At 29.9% G+C, this 24,177-nt stretch carries 18 protein-coding genes and 1 tRNA gene; 10 read left to right on the forward strand and 9 right to left on the reverse strand.

Going from position 1 to position 24,177, the window contains the following annotated elements; all coding sequences use genetic code 11:
* Positions 1-24 precede the first annotated feature (24 nt).
* Entirely contained in the window at positions 25-1,896 is a 1,872-nt protein-coding gene (gene htpG / locus ACZ5QM_RS01535) for a molecular chaperone HtpG (protein WP_464183169.1), read from the reverse strand.
* A gap of 6 nt (positions 1,897-1,902) precedes the next feature.
* Positions 1,903-4,047: an ATP-dependent Clp protease ATP-binding subunit gene (locus tag ACZ5QM_RS01540; RefSeq protein ID WP_464183171.1), complete on the reverse strand. Its 2,145-nt coding sequence runs from the start codon at positions 4,045-4,047 to the stop codon at positions 1,903-1,905.
* A gap of 154 nt (positions 4,048-4,201) precedes the next feature.
* On the opposite strand from ACZ5QM_RS01540, the gene ACZ5QM_RS01545 reads away from it, so the two are divergent.
* From ACZ5QM_RS01545 to secDF, 6 genes are all read left to right on the forward strand, one after another.
* Entirely contained in the window at positions 4,202-5,047 is an 846-nt protein-coding gene (locus ACZ5QM_RS01545) for an outer membrane protein assembly factor BamD (RefSeq protein WP_464183310.1), read from the forward strand.
* A gap of 119 nt (positions 5,048-5,166) precedes the next feature.
* Positions 5,167-5,502 (forward strand): DNA-directed RNA polymerase subunit omega, encoded by a 336-nt coding sequence (locus ACZ5QM_RS01550; protein WP_464183173.1) that lies wholly within the window; start codon positions 5,167-5,169, stop codon positions 5,500-5,502.
* Positions 5,503-5,853: a DUF4293 family protein gene (locus tag ACZ5QM_RS01555; protein WP_464183175.1), complete on the forward strand. Its 351-nt coding sequence runs from the start codon at positions 5,503-5,505 to the stop codon at positions 5,851-5,853. It begins immediately after the preceding gene.
* On the forward strand, positions 5,853-6,881 hold the full coding sequence (locus tag ACZ5QM_RS01560; RefSeq protein WP_464183177.1) for a FecCD family ABC transporter permease: 1,029 nt from the start codon (positions 5,853-5,855) through the stop codon (positions 6,879-6,881). The genes ACZ5QM_RS01555 and ACZ5QM_RS01560 overlap by 1 nt, the downstream gene beginning before the upstream one ends.
* A 62-nt stretch (positions 6,882-6,943) precedes the next feature.
* Positions 6,944-7,014 (forward strand) — tRNA-Cys (locus tag ACZ5QM_RS01565).
* A 732-nt stretch (positions 7,015-7,746) separates the two neighbouring features.
* Positions 7,747-10,686 carry a protein translocase subunit SecDF gene (secDF, locus tag ACZ5QM_RS01570; RefSeq protein WP_464183179.1) on the forward strand — a complete coding sequence of 980 codons (2,940 nt, stop codon included), beginning with the start codon at positions 7,747-7,749 and terminating at the stop codon, positions 10,684-10,686.
* 13 nt (positions 10,687-10,699) lie between these two features.
* On the opposite strand, the gene ACZ5QM_RS01575 is transcribed toward secDF, so the two are convergent.
* The 3 genes from ACZ5QM_RS01575 to ACZ5QM_RS01585 form a co-directional block, all read right to left on the reverse strand.
* Positions 10,700-11,362 (reverse strand): thiamine diphosphokinase, encoded by a 663-nt coding sequence (locus tag ACZ5QM_RS01575; protein ID WP_464183181.1) that lies wholly within the window; start codon positions 11,360-11,362, stop codon positions 10,700-10,702.
* Entirely contained in the window at positions 11,316-11,957 is a 642-nt protein-coding gene (pnuC, locus tag ACZ5QM_RS01580) for a nicotinamide riboside transporter PnuC (protein ID WP_464183183.1), read from the reverse strand. Before pnuC ends, ACZ5QM_RS01575 begins: the two co-directional genes overlap by 47 nt.
* A 218-nt stretch (positions 11,958-12,175) precedes the next feature.
* Entirely contained in the window at positions 12,176-12,343 is a 168-nt protein-coding gene (locus tag ACZ5QM_RS01585) for a DUF362 domain-containing protein (RefSeq protein ID WP_464183184.1), read from the reverse strand.
* A gap of 172 nt (positions 12,344-12,515) precedes the next feature.
* On the opposite strand from ACZ5QM_RS01585, the gene gyrB reads away from it, so the two are divergent.
* Positions 12,516-14,477, forward strand: a complete 1,962-nt coding sequence (gene gyrB / locus ACZ5QM_RS01590) for a DNA topoisomerase (ATP-hydrolyzing) subunit B (protein ID WP_464183185.1) — start codon at positions 12,516-12,518, stop codon at positions 14,475-14,477.
* Between the two features lie 84 nt (positions 14,478-14,561).
* Here gyrB and ribF read toward each other — a convergent pair whose 3' ends face one another.
* Both ribF and ACZ5QM_RS01600 read right to left on the reverse strand, forming a co-directional pair.
* Positions 14,562-15,482 carry a riboflavin biosynthesis protein RibF gene (gene ribF, locus ACZ5QM_RS01595; RefSeq protein WP_464183186.1) on the reverse strand — a complete coding sequence of 307 codons (921 nt, stop codon included), beginning with the start codon at positions 15,480-15,482 and terminating at the stop codon, positions 14,562-14,564.
* A gap of 53 nt (positions 15,483-15,535) precedes the next feature.
* Positions 15,536-16,759 (reverse strand): lipoprotein N-acyltransferase Lnb domain-containing protein, encoded by a 1,224-nt coding sequence (locus ACZ5QM_RS01600; RefSeq protein WP_464183187.1) that lies wholly within the window; start codon positions 16,757-16,759, stop codon positions 15,536-15,538.
* Between the two features lie 116 nt (positions 16,760-16,875).
* Here ACZ5QM_RS01600 and ACZ5QM_RS01605 point away from each other — a divergent pair, with 116 nt between their 5' ends.
* Positions 16,876-17,595 (forward strand): type III pantothenate kinase, encoded by a 720-nt coding sequence (locus ACZ5QM_RS01605; protein WP_464183188.1) that lies wholly within the window; start codon positions 16,876-16,878, stop codon positions 17,593-17,595.
* Between the two features lie 39 nt (positions 17,596-17,634).
* Entirely contained in the window at positions 17,635-18,273 is a 639-nt protein-coding gene (locus tag ACZ5QM_RS01610) for an HAD family hydrolase (protein WP_464183189.1), read from the forward strand.
* A 604-nt stretch (positions 18,274-18,877) separates the two neighbouring features.
* Here the strand turns inward: ACZ5QM_RS01610 and trxA are convergent.
* Both trxA and dnaE read right to left on the reverse strand, forming a co-directional pair.
* Positions 18,878-19,198, reverse strand: coding sequence for a thioredoxin (trxA, locus tag ACZ5QM_RS01615; RefSeq protein ID WP_464183191.1), 321 nt, complete (start codon positions 19,196-19,198; stop codon positions 18,878-18,880).
* 47 nt (positions 19,199-19,245) lie between these two features.
* Positions 19,246-22,917 carry a DNA polymerase III subunit alpha gene (gene dnaE / locus ACZ5QM_RS01620; protein ID WP_464203034.1) on the reverse strand — a complete coding sequence of 1,224 codons (3,672 nt, stop codon included), beginning with the start codon at positions 22,915-22,917 and terminating at the stop codon, positions 19,246-19,248.
* A gap of 283 nt (positions 22,918-23,200) precedes the next feature.
* Between dnaE and ACZ5QM_RS01625 the strand changes: the two genes are divergently transcribed.
* Positions 23,201-24,148 (forward strand): AEC family transporter, encoded by a 948-nt coding sequence (locus ACZ5QM_RS01625; protein WP_464183195.1) that lies wholly within the window; start codon positions 23,201-23,203, stop codon positions 24,146-24,148.
* Positions 24,149-24,177: the final 29 nt, after the last annotated feature.

The raw sequence follows: 24,177 nt of genomic DNA on the forward strand, positions 1-24,177 counted from the left end.
TCTTCTATTCACTAATCCAATACTTTATCTCGAAATAAGTTCAATATTACGTTTGATAAACTTATTCAATGCTTTTCCTTTCAACAATCCGTTAGACAACAAAGCCAATTCTACCAATTGTTCAACAATACTTTTAGTGCTTTCTTTATTAGATTCTATCTTCTTTACCAATGGATCATCCAAATTAACAGTCATAGTATAAGAAATAGGTAGATCACCATAAAAATTCATTCCTGATTGCATCCCAGACATTTCCTTCATACGCCGTGTAAATTCATTTTGAGTGATTATTACAGGGTTCGTTTTTTCACCTAAATGCTCAAATCCTACAACGAAATCAACTTTTTCTATTGAAGGTATTACAGATTTAAATATTTCTACCAACACATTACGTTCTTCCTCTGTCAACTTGACTTCCTTATTTTCATTTTTTTTAATTAAATTGTCAATCACATCAGCATCAACTCGAACAAAGCGAGTTTTTTCTAACTTCTGCTCCAATGTGTTCATAAAATGGTTATCTAATTGTCCATCCATTATCAGTACATCATAACCTTTTTCTTTAGCTGCATCAACATAAGTATATTGTTCTTGTTGATTAGTTGTATAAAGATAAATAGTAGTCTTGTCTTTATCTGTTTGATTAGTTTCTATTAATGTTTTATATTCATCCAAAGTGAACTTTTTTTCGTCTGTATTTCTCAGCAAAACAAATTTCATCGCCCGTTCACAAAATTTTTCATCTGTAATCATACCATAATGGATAAAAATTTTTAAACTACTCCATTTCTCATCAAATTGAGAACGATTATTTTTAAAAATATCATCCAAGCGGTCAGCAACTTTTTTTGTAATGTAAGTAGAAATTTTTTTTACATTGCTATCCAATTGTAAATAAGAACGAGATACATTCAAAGGAATATCTGGAGAATCAATTATTCCATGTAATAAAGTTAAAAATTCAGGAACAATACCCTCCACTGAATCTGTCACATATACTTGATTGCAGTATAATTGAATTTTATTTTTTTGCAAATCTATTCCATTCCTTATTTTAGGAAAATACAATATCCCTGTCAAGTTAAATGGATAATCTACATTTAAGTGAATCCAAAAAAGTGGAGCTTCACCAAATGGATAAAGTACTTGGTAAAATTTAATATAATCCTCATCTTTTAGTTCCGATGGCTTACAAACCCACAAAGGATTAGTATCATTAATAATATTATCTTCCTCCAATTCTATTGATTTCCCATCTTTCCATTCCGTTTTTTTCCCAAATACAATGGGAATAGGCAAAAAATGGCAATATTTTTTCAATAACGATTCAATTTTATGTTTTTCAAGGAATTCTTTACATTCTTCACCTATATGAAGAATGATATCAGTTCCACGTGTTTCTCTTTGAACTTCAGTTAAAGTATATTCTGGTGAACCATCACACTCCCATTTTACTGCTGAAATACCTTCTTTCCATGATTTAGTAATAATTTCTACTTTTTCTGAAACCATAAATGCTGAATAAAATCCTAACCCAAAATGCCCAATAATCGAATTAACATTATCTTTATATTTATTTACAAAATCACTGGCACCAGAAAAAGCAATTTGATTAATATATCTTTCTATTTCCTCTATAGTTAAACCAATCCCTCTATCAGAAATAGTTAATGTTTTTTGCGCTTCGTCTATACTAATACAGATATTCAAGTTCCCTAAATCTTCTTTAAATTCTTCAACAGAGGCTAATGTTTTTAATTTTTGAGTCGCATCTACAGCATTGGAAACTAATTCACGCAGAAATATTTCATGATCACTATAAAGAAATTTTTTTATGATCGGAAAAATATTTTCGGTAGTCACACCAATATGACCAGTTTGTTTTTGTACACTCATAAATCTTTAAATTTTAGTTATATCCATTTTTATTTTCTTATCCTCTTCATTAAAATCAACAATAATAGTATCTCCCTCTTTTATAGAAGATTTGATTATTATATCTGCCAATTCATCTTCCAAATACTGCTGAATTACTCGCTTCAAAGGTCTCGCACCAAACTGTACATCATATGCCTGCAAAGCAATAAATTCCTTAACCTTATCAGTTATACTTAATTTATATTTTAATATCTCCACTCGTTCATAAAAGTCTTTCAATTCAAGTTCAACAATTTGACAAATATCTCTTTCATCTAAAGAATCAAATAATATAACATCATCCACACGATTCAGAAATTCAGGAGAAAATGTTTTATTCAAAGCCTTACGAATCACACTTTGTGAATATTTTTTATCTCCAATTTTCGTTTCAATTGCAAACCCAATACCACGTCCAAAATCTTTTAACTGTCGACTTCCTACATTGGAAGTCATTATTAAAACGGCGTTTTTAAAATCAATATGCCTTCCCAAACTATCAGTTAAACGACCTTCGTCCATTACTTGCAGCAACAAATTAAAAACATCAGTATGTGCTTTTTCTATTTCATCCAAAAGAATAACAGAATAAGGCCTACGTCGTACTTTTTCCGTCAATTGCCCACCTTCTTCATATCCAACATAACCTGGAGGTGCTCCGACTAAGCGAGAAACTGTAAACTTTTCTTTAAACTCCGACATATCAACACGAATCAAAGAATCTGCTGAACCAAATAAATACTCCGCAAGTTTTTTTGACAAATACGTTTTCCCTACACCAGTCGGACCAAGAAACATAAAACTACCAATAGGTTTATTTGGGTCTTTCAATCCTATACGATTACGTTGAATGGCCTTTACTATTTTTTGAACAGCTTCGTCTTGACCAATGACAACGGACTTAAGAATAGACTCCATTTCTGCCAATTTTTGATTTTCTGTTTTTTCAATGCGTTGTACTGGAATTCCAGTCATCATAGCAACTACTCTCTCCACTGTTTCTCCATTTACTATTTGACGATTTACCTGTAATTCTGCTTCCCAACGCGACTTAATAGTTTCTAATTCAAGAGATAAACGCCTTTCTTCATCACGAAACCCAGCAGCCACTTCAAAATTTTGAGATTTTACTGCCTGTAATTTACGTCCTTTAATTACTTCTATACATTTTTCCAGTTCTTCTATATTTTTCGGAACCACGATATTAGAAATATGTATTTTCGCTCCTGCCTCATCCATAGCATCAATAGCTTTATCTGGAAAATTACGATCATTAATATAACGTTCAGTTAATCTCACACACATATCTAAAGCCTCATTGGTATAGATTACATTATGATGATCTTCATACTGTTGCTTAATATTTTCTAATATTTGACGTGTTTCTTCTGCTGTTGTTGGCTCCACTATTATTTTTTGAAAACGTCTCTCCAAAGCTCCATCTTTCTCTATGTTACGATATTCGCTTAATGTAGTCGCTCCAATACATTGAATCTCACCTTTTGCCAAAGCAGGTTTTAAAATATTAGCAGCATCCATTGTTCCAGCTACACTACCAGTGCCAATAATTGTATGAATTTCGTCAATAAATAAAATAATATTCGGATTTTTTGAAAGTTCATTTAGTATGGCTTTTATCCTTTCTTCAAACTGCCCACGATATTTAGTTCCTGCTACCACAGCAGTCATATCTAGATTAATTATTCGTTTATTAAATAATACACGCGACACTCTCCGTTGTATAATACGAGAAGCCAATCCATCCACAATTGCAGATTTTCCAACACCAGGTTCACCAATAAGTACTGGATTATTTTTCTTCTTACGGCTTAAAATTTGAGACAATCGTTCAATCTCAACTTCTCTTCCGATAATAATGTCCAAACACCCTTCTTCAGACGCTTTAGTTAAATCTGTACCGAAACTATCAATTACTGGAGTATCATTAGTGTCATTAGTCGTACTGTTTCCTTTAGAAGTCTTCTTTCTTATATTTGAAGGACAGTCATCATCATCATCTTCATCATCTTCTTCTTCAAACATAGCCCCCATTTGAGGCAATGATTGCCTTTTTATAACTATCATATGTTCTCTCTTTTCTTCTTCTTTTTTTAAAAAAAATCTTTTCATAAAAGTTAAATATTTTTCAAGACCTACTACAGTGATTCCGCAAATAATATGCCATCCCAGAGATATTACTTAAAATGGCAGATGTTTATAATTATTAAGATTTTTTCAAATTTAAAAAATATTGACTACTTTTGTAGGTTGTAGTGTAGTGAATATGAACTCAAAATTAACACGTTTTCCTTTTTTTCTCATAATGTTATTTTCTTCTTGTGGGGAATACAACAAAATTTTAAAGAGTACTGATATTTTACTTTACAGCGAAAACAAAAAAATGTATGAAGATGGAAAAAGATACTTCGATGAGAAAAAATATACCCAAACCATTGTTTTATTCGAAAAAATAATCCCTCTAATGAGAGGTACAGTGTATATGAAGGAGTCTTTATACCTATTAGCTCTATCTTATTATATACAAAAAAATTATGCATCTGCTTCAGAATACTTTAAGAGTTATTACACCTCCTTTCCAAAAGGGGAACGAGCCGAATCCGCTCGTTTTTACTCAGCGTATAGTTTATATTTAAAATCTCCTGATGTTCATCTTGATCAGTCAGATACTTATAAAGCTATACAACAATTTCAGGATTTTTTAAAATATTATCCACAAAGCGAAAAAAAGGAAATAATACGGCACGTTTTATTATCCGAATTACAAGAGAAATTAGCTCTCAAAGAGCTAATAGCAACACGTCTGTATTATAGTTTAGGAAACTATAATCCGTATCCCTTTCCTGGTGGAAATTATCTCTCCTGCTTCATTACTGCTCAAAATGCTTTACAATCTTATCCTTTTTCAAAATACAGAGAAGATTTTATGTACTATATTTTTATAGCTAAGTATGAAATGGCACTACAAAATATAAAAGAAGGAAAAAAATCTCTATATCGTGATGTGACTAATGAATATAATTCTTACATTAACGAATTTCCTTCAGGTAAACATCTGAAGGAAATTCAAAAATCATACAACAACTATGCGAGTATAACTAAAAAAGTTTAATCACAAATTAATTCAATTAATACTTTTATTAAAAAACCCCGAATCCTTCAGAAGTCAAAATTATATTATGGTTATATGTATGTAGAAAAAATAAAACAGTATATTTAAACACTAGATTTATGACTCAAAAAAAAGCATCGGCACTAAAAAATACAATTACTCGTGATATGAGGATACTTTCAGAAAAGACAGGAAATATTTATAAAAGTATCCGAGTTATTGGTAAACGAGCTAATCAAATTACTCTTGATTTTAAGAAAGATTTAGAGGAAAAATTACAAGAATTTTCTTCTTATTTTGATACTTCATTAGAAGTATTTGAGAATAAGGAACGAATAGAAATTTCTCGTTTTTTTGAACGCCGCCCAAAACCTACATTACTTGCTACTCAAGAATTTTTAGAAGATAAATTCTATTATCACGATGTTGAAATAGAAAACACAATGGAAGAATAAATGATACAACGAATTCAAACAGTCTGGCTTCTTCTAATTGTTATTCTTTTAATTATAGTAACATCTATTATGAGAACTCGACTTGAAGTATTTAGAATACTACTTATTGAGAATGGATTAATAATAATAGCATCCATTGTTACTATTTTTCTTTACAAAAACAGGCTATTACAGATAGGTATCTGTAGTTCTAGTTTCATTCTTTTACTTATTTCCTTTGCTACTCTCTTATTGTATAGTCTATGGTGGATATCTATACTTCTTTTGATCGCTATATTAATGGATATATTTGCTATTCGAGCAATCAAAAAAGATGAAAAATTAATTCGTTCTTTGAACCGATTAAGGTAATGTATTATCATACAAATAGACATGTCTATCTACCTATAATCATCATTTTAATAATAATTTTATTCTGTTGTAATCTTTTTTACGGTTCAGTCTCCATTCCTGTTTCAGGAGTAATAGATGTTTTTTTAAGAAAAAAAGTAGAATATTCTATATGGGAAAATATAGTTTTACAATCACGTTTGCCTCAGGCAATAACAGCCTTATTAGCCGGTTCAGCACTATCCGTTGTAGGACTAATACTTCAAACCCTATTTCGAAATTCATTAGTAAGTCCTGATATTTTAGGTATAAGTAATGGAGCCAATCTAGGAGTTGCCGTAGTCTTGCTGTATTTCAAAAATAGTCTAAACTTTTCTTTAAAATTTGACTTATCTACGGTTTTAGCTGCTCTTATAGGTGCTTTGGGAACGTTGATACTCATTTTATATTTCTCGGTTAAAGTCAAAAACAATAGTATGATTATAATCATTGGAATAATGGTTAGTTACTTGACTTCTTCTGGAATTTCTATATTAAATTCATTTTCCTATTCAGAGAGCATTCGTTCGTATGTATTTTGGGAATTAGGAAGTTTTTCAGATATTTCTATTAGCGAGTTACCCTTTTTTAGTGTAAGTATTTTAATTGGTTTATCTACTACTATTTTTTTAATAAAATCATTAAATTCGCTATTATTGGGTGAATATTACGCTATTAATTTGGGAGTTAATATAAAAAAAATACGTGTTTTAATTCTTCTTGTTACAGGTTTTTTAATTGCCGTAGTAACTTCCTTTTGCGGTCCAATTAATTTTATAGGGCTAGTTGTTCCTCATATTGCTCGAATAATTTTAAGAGAATCCAATTTGCAATTATTACTTCCTACAACAATTCTTTTAGGTTCTGCTACGGCTCTCTTATGCAATTTAATGACTATTGTTCCATTCATCAACAACTTACTCCCTTTAAATGCAGTTACCCCTTTGCTTGGAGCACCTATTATAATGTATATTATCTGGAATAAAAAAGTCAATATTTCAGATAGATGACTATAAATATTTGGTTAAATAGGATAAAAATACTTACTTCGTATTTAATGGAGCAGAGCTGTGGTTCCTTGGCCGAGTGGTTAGGCGCCGGTCTGCAAAACCGTCTACGGCGGTTCAAATCCGCCAGGAACCTCTACTTAACTCGAAAATATATATTGTTTAGTTTTCTAATTTTTTAAATGTGAAAATCCTTTTTCAAAAGGTTGTTGTCGTGTCAGAATACTTACAATACTAGATTTAATGAGAGACTAACCTAATTAAATATTCACTTAAAATGGATCAAATGCAGAATATGTCAAAAAAGAAGAAGTAATATGGAAAAAGCTTTACTGTTTTTTAGAATATTTTGGTACTGTACATGAGCTGGTAGAAGTTCAAGATAGAGGATACTTTCGTTATCGGTTACTGTAATCCTTTAACATAAGGTAATAGGGCGTGACACTAGTCTATAGTATTTAGTTAAAATCCCTTTAAAGTACAACTCGTTCAAGTCATTTTGCAGATATTATGATGTTTCCTTTCTACAGAACAATGTTTCCATGAATATTGAAAGTTTATAAATTCAGAATACTAGAAAACAAAGTAATGCATGATTTCATTTTGGACTATATAGTCGAGAAAAAACTGAAACATTGTTATATCAGTGGTCAATGCCAAATTAATGGAAAATATAATTGAGTTCTTGGTGGGCTGTCCAGGTGAGCTCTACAATCAATTGACGATATAGTGTGTCGTTTTTCCACCTTCAAAGTTGAAACTACGAAATTAAAGCTTATTATAAGCTAAAAATTCTAACGTATACTCTTGACTTTTACGACTTCGTTGGTGACATTGTAAATAAAACTATTTGACTATTTAAATATAAATGCAAAACAAAGGATTTATTAAATTTCTTTCCGTTTCACTTACTTTGATAAGTTTATTTTATTTGTCATTTACATTTGTAACAAACAAATATTATAAACAAGCAAAAGAATATTCCGGTGGAAGACCAGATTTAGAAAATCAATACCTTGATTCTTTATCTAAAGAGAAAATTTGGTTAGGGTATTCCTTAGAAAAATGCCGATCTATGGAAATAAATTTGGGACTTGATTTAAAAGGAGGTATGAATGTGATTATGGAAATAGCAGCATCTGATATCTTAAAATCTCTTTCCAATAATAATCCAGATCCTGTTTTTAACCAAGCTCTCAATAAAGCTACTAAGTTACAAAGTAGAGGGCAAAACAATTTTATATCTGCCTTTGCTCTTGCATATAAGGAATTGGATCCAAAGGCAAAACTATCTGCAATTTTTAGCACATATGAATTGAAAGAAAAAATTTGTGCACAAAGTACAAATGAGGAAATTATAGCTGTCTTACGAACTGAATTAAAAAATGCTTATGACAATTCATTTAATATTTTGCGTAACCGTATCGATAAATTTGGTATAGCAGCTCCAAATATTCAAAGACTAGACAAAGAGGGATTTATCTCCATAGAACTCCCAGGAGTAAAAGATCCAGGCCGTGTACGTGAATTATTGCAAGGAACTGCTAATCTTGAATTTTGGGAAACTTATTCAGAATCAGAAATTCATCAAACTTTGATTCTTGCTAATAATATTATAAGAGATTCCATACAACTTGCAAATCAACATTCTAATTCTACTAATAGAACAATAAAGAATTCAATTACTAAAGAAATTTCACCACAATTAAAAGAGATGTATGTAAAAGACGAAAATGTTGTTAAAGATTCGCAATATCCTTTATTTGAATTATTGAGGTTAAGTCCAAGTAAACCAAGTCAAATGTGTGTTGTTGCTTCTGTAAAAAAGAATGAAAAGCTAAAAATTGATGCTTATTTAGAAAATTCTAAAGTAAAAACTTTGCTAGATGCTAATTGTATTAGTTTAAAATGGAGTGTGAAACCTTTATCAAAAAAAAATGATTTGTATGATCTGATTGCATTAAAAGTCAATTATATTGATAACAAACCCAAACCTATATTAGGTGGAGATATCATTCAAGATGCTAGTGATCATTTTGGACAAAATTCCCATTATGCCGAGGTAAGTATGACTATGAAAAGTGAAGCAGCCAAAGTGTGGGCAAGACTAACAAAAGATAACCTTGGCAAAGCAATAGCAATAACCTTGGATGATGCTGTTTATTCATTTCCAACAGTTAGTAATGAAATTACCGATGGCTCTTCTCGAATCACAGGGGATTTCACTTCTGAACAAGCCAAAGATTTGGTAAATGTATTGAAATCTGGTAGAATGTCTACTCGTGCTAATATAATTCAAGAAGAGATTATTGGACCCTCATTAGGGAAACAAGCTATTAATCAGGGAATTATTTCATTTATCATTGCTTTAGTTATTTTGGTACTTTATTTGATATTTATGTATAATTGGCTCCCAGGATTAATTGCTAGTAGTGCATTAATACTCAATCTTTTTTTCTCTTTAGGAGTTATGGCTTCTTTTCATGTTGTATTAACTCTTTCTGGAATTGCTGGCATTGTATTATCACTTGCTATAGCGGTAGATGCAAATGTTTTAATCTACGAACGTATCAAAGAAGAGATACGTGGAGGCAAAGTATTAAAGAAAGCAATAGAAGAAGGATATGGAAAAGCTTTTTCTGCTATTTTTGACGCTAACCTTACTTCTCTTATCACTGGTATCATTCTTTTAGCATTTGGTACGGGACCTATTCGTGGTTTTGCTTTTACATTAATTATAGGTATTGGGATTTCATTTTTTACAACAATTTTTATAACTCATTTAGCCTATGAAACTCTTTTATTGAAGGGTAAATTGCAAAATCTTACATTTATAACTAAACTGTCTAAGAACTTCCTTGTAAGTCCAAATTTTAATTTTCTGAAAAAATTAAGGTTACTATATATTTTTCTATCAGTTATCGTTGTTGTTTCTACTGTTATATTTTTATTCAGAGGTCTAAATCAAGGAATTGATTATACAGGGGGGCGTAACTACGTCATTAAATTTGAACAACCTGTTAATACTGTTCGAGTACAAAAGTTATTACGCCCATATTTTGAAAAGCATATACCAAGTGTAATAACACTTGGTACAAGTAATCAAGTACGAATTTCTACTAATTATATGATCGAATCTAATAATTTTTCTGTAGATAGTATTATTCAATTTAAATTGTATAAAGGTTTGACCCCCTTATTACTTTCAGGAACCACCCACAACCAATTCACAAACAATTATATCCAAAGTCAGCAAAGGGTAGGGCCAAGCATCGCTGACAACCTAAAACAAAAAGCAATTTGGGCTGTTGGGATATCATTGCTGGCAATTAGTTTTTATATTTTGTTACGATTTAGAGATATTTCCTATTCGATTAGTTCTATTGCTGCTCTTACATTCGATATTTTATTTATTTTAGGCATGTATGCCCTCCTGTGGGGTTTTGTTCCATTTTCTTTGGAAGTAGATCAAACTTTTATAGGAGCAGTACTCACAGTAGTAGGATATTCCATCAATGATAAAGTAGTTATTTTTGATCGTGTTCGAGAGTATACTCGTTTATATTCTCAAAAAAATAAATTTGAAATTTTTAATAATTCGCTGAATTCTACTTTAGACAGAACTTTTAATACATCTATGAGTACTTTATTAGTACTCATAATAATTTTCTTTTTCGGTGGTGAATCTATCCGTAGTTTTTCTTTTGCAATGATATTAGGCGTAATTATCGGCACGTTTTCTTCATTGTTTATTGCAGCACCAATTGCATATGAAATACAAATAAAGAAAAAGAAAAAAAATCAATAAAACTAAAGAAAATTTACTCTTTAGGATATTCACGAAATACTAGTATTTTTGTCATATCTTCTTGAAGATGATTTATTTCAACAGTAAATTGATTCTCTGTTGCTTCATTAAGCGTTCCTTCCCACCAATAATTCAGTATTCGATTCTTTAAAGGATAAGCTAAATTAATAGAAGAAATAGGAACGTTAGGAGTAAGATTAAAAATGGATACTTGTTGTTTTGGGTAACTTTCAAAAGTTGTCGTTTTTTCTACAGAAACAAAAACACCATAATCAGTCAATAGTTGTATTTTCATATCTCTTACAAATCTCGCTAACAAAGCAATATTCCCTAGAGTATGATCTTCTCGTTCTCCAGTAGCACCTATAATTGTAATTTCATCTAACGCTTGTTTCTGATAACAAAAATCTAATGCTTTTGTTAAATCATTTGTTTCTTGAGAAAAATCTTCAACAAGATTAATAAAAAAATACTCCTTTACTTCATCAGATACACTATCCATATCTCCAATAATAAAACTTGGATTTAATCCATATTTTACAAGACGTTGTGCTGCACCATCACAACAAACTATCTTTTCTGCCCCTTTCAAAGAAGATAATGGAATTTTGTGTGTAGGGAAAGCTCCATTAGCAAGCACTATCCATTTGTTTTTTCGAAAAAGAGGAACTATCATAATTTTTAATTGCTTGCTTTCTCCAAAAAGTATATCCAAAAATAGCAGAAATGGTAAAAACAATATATAAAAAAGCACTTGGGTACATTTCTTTACAAAGAAATGAAACAAATAACAATACATCGGAAATCAGCCATAAAAACCAAGATTCTATAATTTTTTTTGCAGTCATCCATGCAGCAATGACATTTAGTGTAGCAATCAACGCATCTAATGAATTATGCATATCAGTAAATACAACAAGGAAGAATTCTATCACTACCCAAATAAAAACCCCAATTAAAATTAATTTCAATATTAATTCTTTTTTTATAAAACGAAATGAAAGACTTTTTTTACTTTTAGTGAATTTCCAACAATATAACCCATAAAATGACATGACAATATTACAAAAACAGAATCCTGTGCAAGCATACAAATTAGAAATAAAATTGATATAAATGTAGAAAAAAGAACTAATGATACTGAGAACCCAACCTATCCATTTATTAGCTATAAACAAAGGTAACATTATCAATGTAACGATAACTCCTAATAACTCTATCCAGTTTTTAGCGAGCCACACAACAAAGTGAACTACTGTTAAAGGTATCATGAATACAAATTATATTGATTTTTACAAAAAAATTACTCAAACTCCACATATATAACATACCTCCACAAAAAAAGTAACAATTTGAGACTGTATGCTTTCTATTCACTATGTGAACAACTACAATTACTCACAGAAATTAAATTTTCAAACATCTGCAAAAGCAAAGATATCTCTTTTGTCTAAGAGATATCCTTGCTTCAATTGTCTTTATAGAACATTCATCCTTTAGTAATTGCTTCGGAAGGACAGACACTTGCACATGAACCACATTCAGTACAAGAATTTTCATCTATTGAATAGATGTCTCCTTCAGATATAGCCTCAACCGGACACTCACTAATGCAAGTACCACAAGCAATACAATCTTTTGAAATAGTGTAAGCCATTTTTTTTAAAATTAAAAGTTACCTTCTTGTGAAGTAAGACAAAACTAATGAAATTACAAAATTTTTTAAGTGAGATTTTCTATTTAAGTATGTAAGTTAAATTATTTGTATATTTACAAATCTTAAAAAGGTTAAGATTTAGGTGTAAAGATTGGAAAATTTGAATAAAAAAATGATTAAAAAAGAAAAAAAAAACTTAGAAGAATACAAAGCTGGTAATATTCAAATATTGGAAGGATTGGAAGCTGTACGAAAAAGACCAGCAATGTATATTGGTGATATTAGTCAAAAAGGATTACATCATTTGGTACACGAGGTAGTAGATAATTCAATTGACGAAGCTTTGGCTGGTTATTGCAAAAATATACAAGTAACTATCAATGAGGATAATTCAATTACAGTTAAAGATGATGGACGTGGTATTCCAGTTGATTTTCATGAAAAAGAAAAAAAATCAGCATTAGAAGTTGTACTTACAGTTTTACATGCAGGAGGTAAGTTTGATAAAAATTCTTATAAAGTTTCTGGTGGTTTACATGGAGTAGGGGTTTCGTGTGTAAATGCATTATCAGCCTACTTAAAAGCAGAAGTACGGCGCGATGGAAAAATATATATCCAAGAATTTTCTTTTGGGAAAGCCATTAATGAATTGAAAATTGTTGGAAAGACGAGGGATAGGGGAACTGCAATCACTTTTAAACCGGATGATTCTATATTCGTTGTTACAGAATATAAGTATGATATTTTGTCAAGTCGTTTGCGAGAGTTGTCATTTCTTAATACAAGCGTAAATTTAGAACTAACAGATAAGCGTGTCTTACTTGCCAATAATACTTTTAAACATGAAGTTTTCTATTCTTCTGAGGGATTAAAGGAATTTGTTAGATTTATTGATGCTGCCAAAGAGCCTTTAATTGGGAGAAATAATATTATTCATATTGTTACTGAGAAACAAGGCATTCCAGTAGAAATAGCGATGACCTATAATGCTTCCTACAATGAGAGTATTTCCTCTTATGTTAATAATATTAACACCATAGAACATGGTACACACGTTGCCGGATTTCGCCGTGCCTTAACTCGCACTTTGAAAAAGTATGCTTTAGATTCCAAATTGTTAGAAAAAGTAAAAATTGAAATAAGTTCTGATGATTTTCGAGAAGGTTTAACAGCGGTAATATCTGTCAAAATACAAGAACCTCAATTTGAAGGGCAAACTAAAACTAAATTAGGGAATAATGAAGCAATTGGAGCAGTAGATCAAGCAGTAGGTGAAGCATTAAATAATTATTTAGAAGAACATCCAAAGGAAACAAAAATTATTGTAGATAAAGTTATCTTAGCGGCGAAAGCACGTCATGCAGCTCGTAATGCACGGGAAATGGTTCAACGCAAGTCCCCTCTTGGAGGTGTCGGATTACCTGGCAAATTAGTTGACTGTTCAGATAAAAATCCAGAAAAATGTGAAATATTTCTAGTAGAAGGAGACTCTGCTGGGGGCACTGCTAAGCAAGGACGTGAACGAAAATATCAGGCAATTCTACCATTAAGAGGTAAAATATTAAATGTGGAAAAAGCTATACCTTATAAGGTATTAGATAATTCAGAAATTCGAAATATTTTTATAGCTTTAGGAGTCACCATTGGAACTTTTGAGGATAGTAAAGAATTAAATATGGAAAAATTAAGATATCACAAAGTAATTATTATGACTGATGCTGATGTAGATGGAAGTCATATCTCAACATTGATTCTTACATTTTTTTTCAGATACATGCGTCCAATGATTGAAAAAGGATATGTCTATATCGCTACGCCTCCACTCTATTTTCTGAAGAAGGGAAAAATAGAAAAATATTGTTGGACAAACCAACAACGACAAGCATTTATAGACAAATATGCTGGAAAAGATGAGAAACAGATTCATACACAAAGGTATAAAGGTTTAGGAGAAATGAATGCTCAACAATTGTGGGATACAACAATGAATCCTGTATTTCGTACATTAAGACAAATTACCATTGAAAACACAGTAGAAGCAGATCGTACATTCTCTGTACTTATGGGCGAAGATGTGGTTCCTCGACGAGAATTTATTGAACAAAATGCTATTTATGCTGATATTGATGCCTAATGATAAAAGAAATTGTTCTAATTGTTAGTTAGAAGAAATTGTGGAAATGAATATATGTAAGTAAAATTATAAATCATTTCATTATCAAATAATCAGATTTTTTACTTTTACCCTGTCTTTTTCTAGTTGTTTTTGTAGTTCTTGTAAACTATGAAAATGAATATCCGGACGGACAAACATTAAGAATTCTATTCGAATCTTTTCTCCGTAAATATCATTATCAAAATCAAAAATATTCACTTCAATTCTTTTTTCATTAGAAGTAGAAACAGTTGGTCTCTTACCGATATAAGCCATTCCAATATACTTTTCCCCTTTGATAAAAGTATGAATGGCGTATACTCCTTCACAAGGAATGATTTTCTCTTTATCATTGAGAAAAATATTAGCAGTAGGAAAATTAATAATTCTACCCAATCGATCCCCTTGTATTACTTTACCTTCTAAAGAATAATAATAGGAAAGCATATCAGCAGCCTTTCCTACCTTTCCTTCCATAAGTAATTGACGAATAAAAGTAGAACTGCTATGTATACTTTTTTTGGGAAACTTTTCTATTTGACTTACTTTCATTCCACAACTTTTTCCATATTCTACATATTGTTTATATCCATAGATTCTTCCCCTTCCAAATCTATGATCATATCCTACTAAAAGTTCTTTTACTTGCAATTGTTTGTGTAATACTTGTTGTACAAAATCTTGTGCAGTGACTTTTGAAAATTCTCGAGTGAAATCAATAATATAACAATAATCAATTCCAGTAGAGGATAATTTCCTTACTTTTTCTTCAAAAGTACTAAGAAGGGAAGGCTGATAATCTTTTTGTAATACTTTGAAAGGATGAATTGAAAAAGTGATGATAGCTGTTTTTAAATTCACTTCCATCGCGTATTCTTTCAATCGTTTTATAAGATATCGATGCCCAAGGTGTACTCCATCAAAAAAGCCAATTGTAGCAGCAGTTATTTCTTCTATTAAAGAGAAATCATATATAATTTTCATCAATATAGATAATTTTTAAAATTCATTTATTAATAAGTTGAAACTTTTTCTATTCAACAATTTTTGTAAACTAAATAAAATGAAGATGCTAATATTAAACAAAATACATAGGGAATTATAACTGGATTTAAATTTTGTGGCAACCAATGTTTTTCCAATAAAAATAGAATTAATAGTATTAAATTGCACCAGTGATACACAGTTATCCAATGAAAAGGTTTTTCAAGAAAATATCCTAAAAAAGCAATAAAATGGAATGGATGTAGCCAAAATACATTCCAATTAGAAGATTTACACGGATGATGAGAAAACAAAATAAATAACATAATTAAACATCCAGTAACAGTAGCTAAAAGAAACAAAAGTGCAGAGTACACTTTTATAACTATCAATATATTAAAAGCAATTTTTGATTTTTGACATTTCAGTAACTCTATGTATGTAACAATTATTATTGTTACATACAGGAAAAAAATCGACCAGCCAATTTGCATTGGTGAACTCAAAAATGATGAACAAATGTTTTTCTCATAATTAGATTGTAAAATTCTACGAGATGAAACAACAAGCGAAGCCCCTGAATTATATATAGAATTGTCTAATGCTTTTTTTAATTGCATGGGAAGAAATAGCGTTTCTCGATTACAAATAAGTTTATCTGCTTCACTTCCAATTAATAAATCAATACCAAAGGTCATCCAAAGATAGGGATAAGTACAAGAATGTATCAATTGGCGAACAGTTCTCGAATAATTACTGTCAGGAGTATCTAAATGACAACCTGTAGCTTTTTCAATAAGATTTCGTACTTTAGTAGTACAATTATCTTTCATAAAATTGTAACGATATATTCGATTTTCAGGTTGCAAATTAATAGATAGCATTTGTAAAAGGTATTTTTTACTTTTTGGAGAAAAATATAAAATCTGTTCTATTACATTAGCTTTTAATAAGCTATAATACTGGACAAATTGATAATATTCAATCGTACTAAGAAAATAATTAGTTTCTCCTTTAAGAAAACGATATAAAAAATGAGGAGTATTAAAATCAAAAGTTCCCCAATTAAAAACAACATCTATATCACATTTTGGATGATAGATTCGTAAAGCAGTATGTCCATAAACAGTATATACCTTGTTACTATAAGGCATAACGGTAAGTAAGCTTATTTGTAAGCTATCTACTTTGATAGCTTCAGACTTAAAAAACGTTGATGTATATATAAAAAAGAGGACAAAACACATCACTCTTTTCAGTACTAAATTGTTTCCCATTCTTTAAAAGCAAAATTAGACATGTAATTTTTAAAAAATTAAATTATTGTTTAAGCGAAACAATAACACTTCCTTATTTATTATTTTTATACAATGCGTAGAGGTATATTAAAATTATGAATATAATTATTGATCAAGGGAATACAACGTTCAAAATAGGACTATTTGATGGAAGAACAATAGTGAAAATTTTCCAAACAAAAAAAGTAAAACAAGAATGGTTGCTTTCTATTCTAGAAAATTATCTACCCAAAGCTGGTATATTATGTAGTACAAGAAAAGTGAGTAAATCTTTATTATCTCTACTTAATAAAAAAGTACTTCATTTTTATGAACTTAAAAGTAACTCACCTCTTCCATTATCGATAAATTATCAAACACCAAAAACTTTAGGAACAGATAGACTAGCTGCAGCAGTAGGAGCTTGGCATCAAAAAATCAATAATAATCTTTTGGTAATAGATATTGGTACAGCAATTACAATTGATTTTGTTGATAAAAGAGGAATATATGAAGGAGGAAATATTTCACTGGGATCTGCTATGAGACTAAATGCTTTACACTATTTCATAAAATTATTACCACAAGTAAGTGAAGAAGGAGATATTCCATTACGAGGGTATAATACAGAAACGGCTATACGAAGTGGTGTAATGGAAGGAATAGTACATGAGTTGAGATCATACATAGAAGAGTATGAAAAAGAAAAAAATGCTTTAACCTTTCTAACAGGGAGTAATATTACTTATTTTAAAAATAAACTAAAAAACACTATCTTCGTGGACAAATATTTAGTTCTTAAAGGTCTGAACGAAATATTGATTTATCAAAATTAAGGAATTAACATTAAATCAAAGACAAAAAATAATTATGTTATGGCAACAGAAACGAAAAAACAAATTGCTGCACTTATTGATTTAGATGGAGTAACTATCGATACTGAGTCGCAATATAGCATATTTTGGAAAGCAATAGGAGAAAAATATCAATTAGGAATAGAAAATTTTGAACAACTCACCAAAGGAAGGACGCCCTATGATGTTGTATCTCAATATTTTTCTCATTTACCAGAAGAAGAACAGAAAGGAATAGTACGAGAGAATCAGTTTTTTGAGACAAAGTTGGAAATAATACCTATTCATGGTGCATTAGATTTCCTAGCCAAATTGAGAAAAGATAATATACCTACTGGGTTAGTAACAAGTTCAGACAGTGCAAAACTCGCTTTTGTTTTTCAAAAACTGCCTATAAAACATTTTTTTAATACTATTGTCTCTGGTGACTGTATTACTTCCGGGAAACCTCACCCAATGTGTTACTTATTAGCAGCAAAAAATCTAGGCATAGATCCTCAGAATTGTATTGTATTTGAAGATTCCCGTAGTGGTATTAAAGCTGGAAATGCTGCAAATATGCGAGTAATTGGTTTGTCTACTACTCTTTCAGCTGAAAGTATCAAAGATGATTGCATAAAAGTAATACCAAACTTCCTAAATTTTCATTTTCCTTTTTAATTATTCATAAATTTCTGATTTTTTATCAAGACTTATCGCTTGTATCTAAAAAGAGAAGTTCTTCTATATTCTAAATATTTTTTAGAATATAGTATGAAAGACTGCAAGTTATTTACTTTGTCTCCCCAAAATAGATATCTCTAGATCAGAGAGATATAGTATAATGATTTCTATATCTTGCTATAAGATTTTTTAAAGATATTCAGAAAGAGAACCCAATAATAATCAACATAAATTCTCTAGCTATGCAATGCATAGCTACTATGGCATTATATGAAATTCCAAAAATGATTTTTTTTTACAGACTTGGATATATTATCATATCAACCTGAACAAAGTAAAACGAGTAAGAATTTATAAAATATCCAAATCATTTACATACGTATACTCGCATTTACTCTAGAAAAGAGTAAAATTTTTAAACAGAAAGAGACGACTTACAGAAAAAACAATACTTAAGAGTCTTGGAAAAAATATATAAAAACAACTGAAGCATATAGAGAAGTCTAAAATCATCTTCTTAATCAGTTACAAACTAACCAACTAACTGAAATTAAAAATACCTTGATAAAATCAGGATACTCATCCCTAAATATAAACAAATTTAAATTTCTAATAAAATTTTAATTTTGTCTTCTATATCACTTTTAGAAGCTCCACCAATATGCTTATCTAGCATTTTTCCATCTTTAAAGAAAAGGATTGTAGGTATACTTCGTATACCGTATTTATCTGACAATTCTTCATTTTGATCCACATTTACCTTTCCAATAATAACTTTTCCTTCATACTTCAGTGCAAGTTCTTCTATAAGAGAAGCAATCATTCGGCACGGGGAACACCACTCTGCCCAAAAATCTATTACCAAAAACTTGCACGAAACCAACAATTTACTGAAATTGTCATCGGTAATTTGTACTACCATAACTTTAAATTAAGCAAAGATCTTACTAGTTTTTTTATATTTAAATATTAATTAATCTCAAATTTTATTTTGTTTTCCTCCAAATACTGAACAAATCGCCTATCTATAGAGTACTTTTCATTTTCAGATGATGTCAATAGTATAGATATTTGTCTTTCTTTAGTATTATCCTCTATGCTAAAATCTAAAGAAATATCCCCATGCTTTTCTATTAGCATAGAAGATAGGTCATCTACTATTTTCTCATTTATCCGAAGCAAAGGTAATGAAATTGTTATTTTTTTCACAATATTTTTATCCAAAAGTTGGATAGACTTAATTTTAAACCTTACATTTTTAGATGAAACATTAGATATAAATGCACCTGTTATTAGCAAATACATATTAGAGTACCCATATTTACTATATTTAGTATAATCTTTTCCAAACAAAGGAATTTCTCTTCTTCCTGTAAAATCTTCCAACTTAAGAATGCCAAAGGGACTTCCTGTTTTCGTATACCCTTCTCTATAAGAAGTTACTATTCCACCTAGTATCAATTCTTTTCCCAACTGATTAACTTTAGCTTTTTCAAAATTATTTATTTTCAGTGTACATACATATTTCAATATAAGATAATATTTATCCAATGGATGCGATGAAAGATAAATGCCCAACAATTCTCTCTCTTTATTTAAAAATTCAATATTATTCAATGATTCTTCTAACGGAATTTCCGGTTTAGAAATTTCTACTAAATTGGAATTTCCAAATAAAGAATTGATAGTAAAATTTTTATCTGATTGAAATTTATTCCCATAGTTAATAAGTGTTTCAATAAACACTTCTCCCTTTAAATTTTTTGAAAAAAAATGGTTACGTTTCATCTCAATAAAATTATCAAAAGCTCCCGATAGGATTAATAATTCAATATTTTTTTTATTACAAGCAATAAGATTTATTCTTTCTATAAAATTAAAAATATTTTTGAATTTTCCATTTTTTTCTCGTTCTCTCACAATAGCTTCAATAGCACTTTTTCCTACTCCTTTAACTCCACCTAATCCAAAACAGATATTTCCTTCTTTATTTACTGTAAAATTCAATCTTGATTCATTTATATTAGGACCTACTACTTTAATTCCCATTGCATAGCATTCGTCCATAAATTTGGTAATTCCATTAATATCATTTCGATTATGTGTCAAATTCGCGGCCAAGAATTCTTTCGGATAATGAGCTTTTAGATAAGCTGTTTGATAAGAAATCCACGAATAACAGGTAGCATGAGACTTATTAAAAGCATATTCAGCAAATTTTGCCCAATCACTCCAAATTTTTTCTAATTTTTCTTTTGGCCCAAATCCTCTTTTAATTGCACCTCGTATAAATTTATCATGAAATTGTTCCATTTTATTCTTCAATTTTTTACCAATTGCCTTTCGTAATTCGTCAGATTGTCCACGTGAAAATCCAGCTAAATCACGACTCAACAGCATAACCTGTTCTTGATAAACAGTAATACCATATGTCTCTTTCAAACGAGATTCCATTTCTGGGAAATCGTAAGTAATATTCTTTTTCCCATGTTTCCTATTAATAAAATCAGGAATATAAGACATTGGTCCTGGACGGTAGAGCGCATTCATAGCAATCAAGTCTTCAAATTTAGTTGGTTTTAATTCTTTTAAATACTTTTGCATTCCAAGAGATTCAAATTGGAATATACCTATTGTTTCACCTTTACTATATAACCCATAAGTCAGCTTGTCGTTGCTTGGAATATAATCAATATCAATTGCTGTATTTTTAAACCTATTTATATTAGAAACAGTTTCTTTAATAATAGAGAGTGTCTTTAGTCCTAAAAAATCCATTTTAATTAAACCAATAGATTCAATAACCGACCCTTCATATTGAGTAATCAATACATCTTCATTCATACTTTTTTCTTTAGCAATAGCAAGAGGTAAAAAATTAGTCAAATCGTCTGCGCCAATAATAATTCCACAAGCATGTACTCCTGTGTGCCGAACTGTACCTTCCAACATTTCTGCATACTTTAATGTATCAGATAATTTTCTATCATTGGAATATCGTGCTGCTCGCAATTTAGAGACGTACTCTATACAATTCTTTATATTAACTTTGGGTGTTTGACCAAATTCGTTTTCTGGTAGACGATCCGGTATCAGTCTAGTCAGTTTATCTGTTTCAGCTATGGATAATCCTTGTACTCTTCCTACATCTCTTATGGAAGATTTAGTTGCCATTGTTCCATAAGTAACAATATGAGCCACTTTCTCTTTTCCATATTTTTCCGTTACCCAACGAACAATGTCTACACGCCCATCATCATCAAAATCTATATCAATATCAGGCATAGAAATACGGTCTGGATTTAAAAAACGCTCAAATAACAAACCATATTTCAAAGGATTTATATCCGTAATTTCCAAACAATAAGCAACTACTGAACCTGCCACTGAACCTCTTCCAGGCCCTACTGAAATACCAAGACTACGAGCTGCCTGGATAAAATCTTGAACTATTAAAAAATATCCAGGGAATCCCATTGTTTTCACAGTTTCCAATTCAAATTCTAAAGATTCAAAAATTTCATTTGAGATGGGATCCCCATAACGTTTTTTAGCTTTTTGAAAAGTCAATTCTTTTAGGTAATCTGCTTCCAATTTAATACGAATTACCTTTTCATATCCACCTAATTTATCAAATCGGGATTTATCTTCTTTGTTGAATTCTTTTCGCAATATTTCTTCAGTATATTTTGTACGATAAATTTCCTCTGTAGAAAAAGACTCTGGAATTGGGAAAATAGGCATAACAGCTTTTGAATCAATATTATAAAATTCTACTTTATCGGCAATTTCTACTGTATTACTTAAAGATTCTGGCAAATCAGAAAAAATTTCATTCATTTCTTCTATCGACTTAAACCATTCTTGCTTAGTATAACGCATTCGTTTAGGATCATCCAAATTCCTTCCTGTACCAAGACAAATCAATCTCTCATGAGCTTCTGCATGAACTTCTTCTACGAAATGTACATCATTAGTGCAAATGATTTTAGTATCAGTTTTTATTGCTAATTCTAACAAGGATTGATTTACAACAGTTTGCTTGGAATAAACATTTTGTTCTCCATTTTCTTTATCAGTTTGATGCCTTTGTAACTCCAAATAAAAATCATCAGAAAAAATTTCTTTAAACCAAAAAATAGTTTGCTCTGCTTCTAGTATACCATTTTTTTCTAATATTTTTTGAGGGATTTCTCCTCCAAGACAAGCTGAGGCTACAATTAATCCTTCACTATACTGCTCTAAAGATTTTTTATCAATACGAGGACGGCTATAAAAGCCTTCTATCCATGAAATGGAAACTAATTTGCAAAGATTTTTATAACCTTGTTTGTTTTTTGCAAGCAATATCAAATGCCATCCACTCAAATCTACTTTTTTAGATTTATCAAATCGTGTTTGACGAGCAACATAAGCCTCTACCCCAAGAATAGGCTTAATTTTTCGATCATCATTTAAATTCTTATTTTTTTTCTTAATGCAATCGTAAAATTCCTTAATTCCAAACATATTCCCATGGTCAGTAAGAGCAAGAGCTTTCATTCTGCAATCACAAGCTTTATTTACTAACCCTGTAATAGAAGACATGCCATCCAATTGCGAATAATAAGAATGAACATGCAGATGTACAAAAGATACCATCGTCTGTAAATATTAAATAATAGATAAATATGTAAAATCGCATATTTATTCAATTTTTTTTTGTATATCAACTGTTTAAAACATTTATGTAACAATTAAAATTGATAAATATATATATATAAGTTAATTTATAATTTAGAGCACAAAATACTCAAAAAGATAATTGTATCAAGATACATAGGATCTATAATAAATTTGTACCAAGTAAAAGACTTTAAGTATTAAAGTCTTTTATATCAAAAAATATCGATATAATAAATCATACCTTAATATCTTTTTATAAATGGAGAATTTCATTTTTTCTCTCAATGTAATTGCACCACTATTTATTTTAATGGCTGTTGGCTATTTTTCAAAATATATCAAATTTGTTAGTGAAGATTTTTTGCATCAATTAAATCGATTTGTATTTAACTTTTGCTTACCTATAATGTTATTTCGTGACATAAGGTTTTCTTACGAAGGAAATTTTTCTAATGTACAATTACTTTATATTATAATTGGTGGAACAATTTGTACAATTCTTCTATCCGTATTAATAATACCATTATTTATAAAAAGAAAAGGACAAATAGGAAGTATGATTCAAGGTATCTATCGTAGTAATGCTTTGATTTACGGATTCCCTATAGTTAAAAAAATGTATGGAAATATAGCAATAGGAGATATTTCTATGCTAATGTGCTTAATAATACCTCTATACAATATAGCAGCAATAATTATATTATCTTTTTTCTCTGAAGACAAAAAATGTAAAATAACATTTAAAAATATCGTACGAAATATTACTACAAATCCTTTAATAATTGGTAGTATGACAGGATTACTGAGTGGAATTAGCCAACTAAAATTTCCACAGATTATTGAGATACCTCTTGAACAATTGGCAGGGCTTGCTACACCTTTGGCATTATTCATTATGGGAGGAGATTTCAAAATCAAAAGCTTTCAAAGCAATATTATAAAAGTCATTACGGCAACTATTTTTCGTCTAATTATTATACCTATCAGTATAATAATTTTATGTATTTACTGGAAATTTAGTGGTATGGATTTAGCTATAGTATTGAGTTTTTTTGCAACACCTACAGCTATGGCAAGTTACATTATGGCAAAAAATATGAATAACGACCACGATCTAGCAGGCCAAATAGTTGTATTAACAACTATTTGTTCCTGTATTACAGTTTTTCTTTTTATTTATTTTTTACGAACTTATAGATATTTATAAAATAAAGTTTATTTTTCTTTATCTTCTCA

It is taken from the genome of Azobacteroides sp. (SeqCode) (genome assembly GCF_055395615.1).

What these genes read in the sequence shown, in the direction of transcription:
- htpG (WP_464183169.1), bottom strand. Translation starts at nt 1,896, where the DNA reads ATGAGTGTACAAAAACAAACTGGTCATATTGGTGTGACTACCGAAAAT.
- ACZ5QM_RS01540 (WP_464183171.1), bottom strand. Translation starts at nt 4,047, where the DNA reads ATGAAAAGATTTTTTTTAAAAAAAGAAGAAGAAAAGAGAGAACATATG.
- ACZ5QM_RS01545 (WP_464183310.1), top strand. Translation starts at nt 4,202, where the DNA reads ATGAACTCAAAATTAACACGTTTTCCTTTTTTTCTCATAATGTTATTT.
- ACZ5QM_RS01550 (WP_464183173.1), top strand. Translation starts at nt 5,167, where the DNA reads ATGACTCAAAAAAAAGCATCGGCACTAAAAAATACAATTACTCGTGAT.
- ACZ5QM_RS01555 (WP_464183175.1), top strand. Translation starts at nt 5,503, where the DNA reads ATGATACAACGAATTCAAACAGTCTGGCTTCTTCTAATTGTTATTCTT.
- ACZ5QM_RS01560 (WP_464183177.1), top strand. Translation starts at nt 5,853, where the DNA reads ATGTATTATCATACAAATAGACATGTCTATCTACCTATAATCATCATT.
- secDF (WP_464183179.1), top strand. Translation starts at nt 7,747, where the DNA reads ATGCAAAACAAAGGATTTATTAAATTTCTTTCCGTTTCACTTACTTTG.
- ACZ5QM_RS01575 (WP_464183181.1), bottom strand. Translation starts at nt 11,362, where the DNA reads ATGATAGTTCCTCTTTTTCGAAAAAACAAATGGATAGTGCTTGCTAAT.
- pnuC (WP_464183183.1), bottom strand. Translation starts at nt 11,957, where the DNA reads ATGATACCTTTAACAGTAGTTCACTTTGTTGTGTGGCTCGCTAAAAAC.
- ACZ5QM_RS01585 (WP_464183184.1), bottom strand. Translation starts at nt 12,343, where the DNA reads ATGGCTTACACTATTTCAAAAGATTGTATTGCTTGTGGTACTTGCATT.
- gyrB (WP_464183185.1), top strand. Translation starts at nt 12,516, where the DNA reads ATGATTAAAAAAGAAAAAAAAAACTTAGAAGAATACAAAGCTGGTAAT.
- ribF (WP_464183186.1), bottom strand. Translation starts at nt 15,482, where the DNA reads ATGAAAATTATATATGATTTCTCTTTAATAGAAGAAATAACTGCTGCT.
- ACZ5QM_RS01600 (WP_464183187.1), bottom strand. Translation starts at nt 16,759, where the DNA reads ATGGGAAACAATTTAGTACTGAAAAGAGTGATGTGTTTTGTCCTCTTT.
- ACZ5QM_RS01605 (WP_464183188.1), top strand. Translation starts at nt 16,876, where the DNA reads ATGAATATAATTATTGATCAAGGGAATACAACGTTCAAAATAGGACTA.
- ACZ5QM_RS01610 (WP_464183189.1), top strand. Translation starts at nt 17,635, where the DNA reads ATGGCAACAGAAACGAAAAAACAAATTGCTGCACTTATTGATTTAGAT.
- trxA (WP_464183191.1), bottom strand. Translation starts at nt 19,198, where the DNA reads ATGGTAGTACAAATTACCGATGACAATTTCAGTAAATTGTTGGTTTCG.
- dnaE (WP_464203034.1), bottom strand. Translation starts at nt 22,917, where the DNA reads ATGGTATCTTTTGTACATCTGCATGTTCATTCTTATTATTCGCAATTG.
- ACZ5QM_RS01625 (WP_464183195.1), top strand. Translation starts at nt 23,201, where the DNA reads ATGGAGAATTTCATTTTTTCTCTCAATGTAATTGCACCACTATTTATT.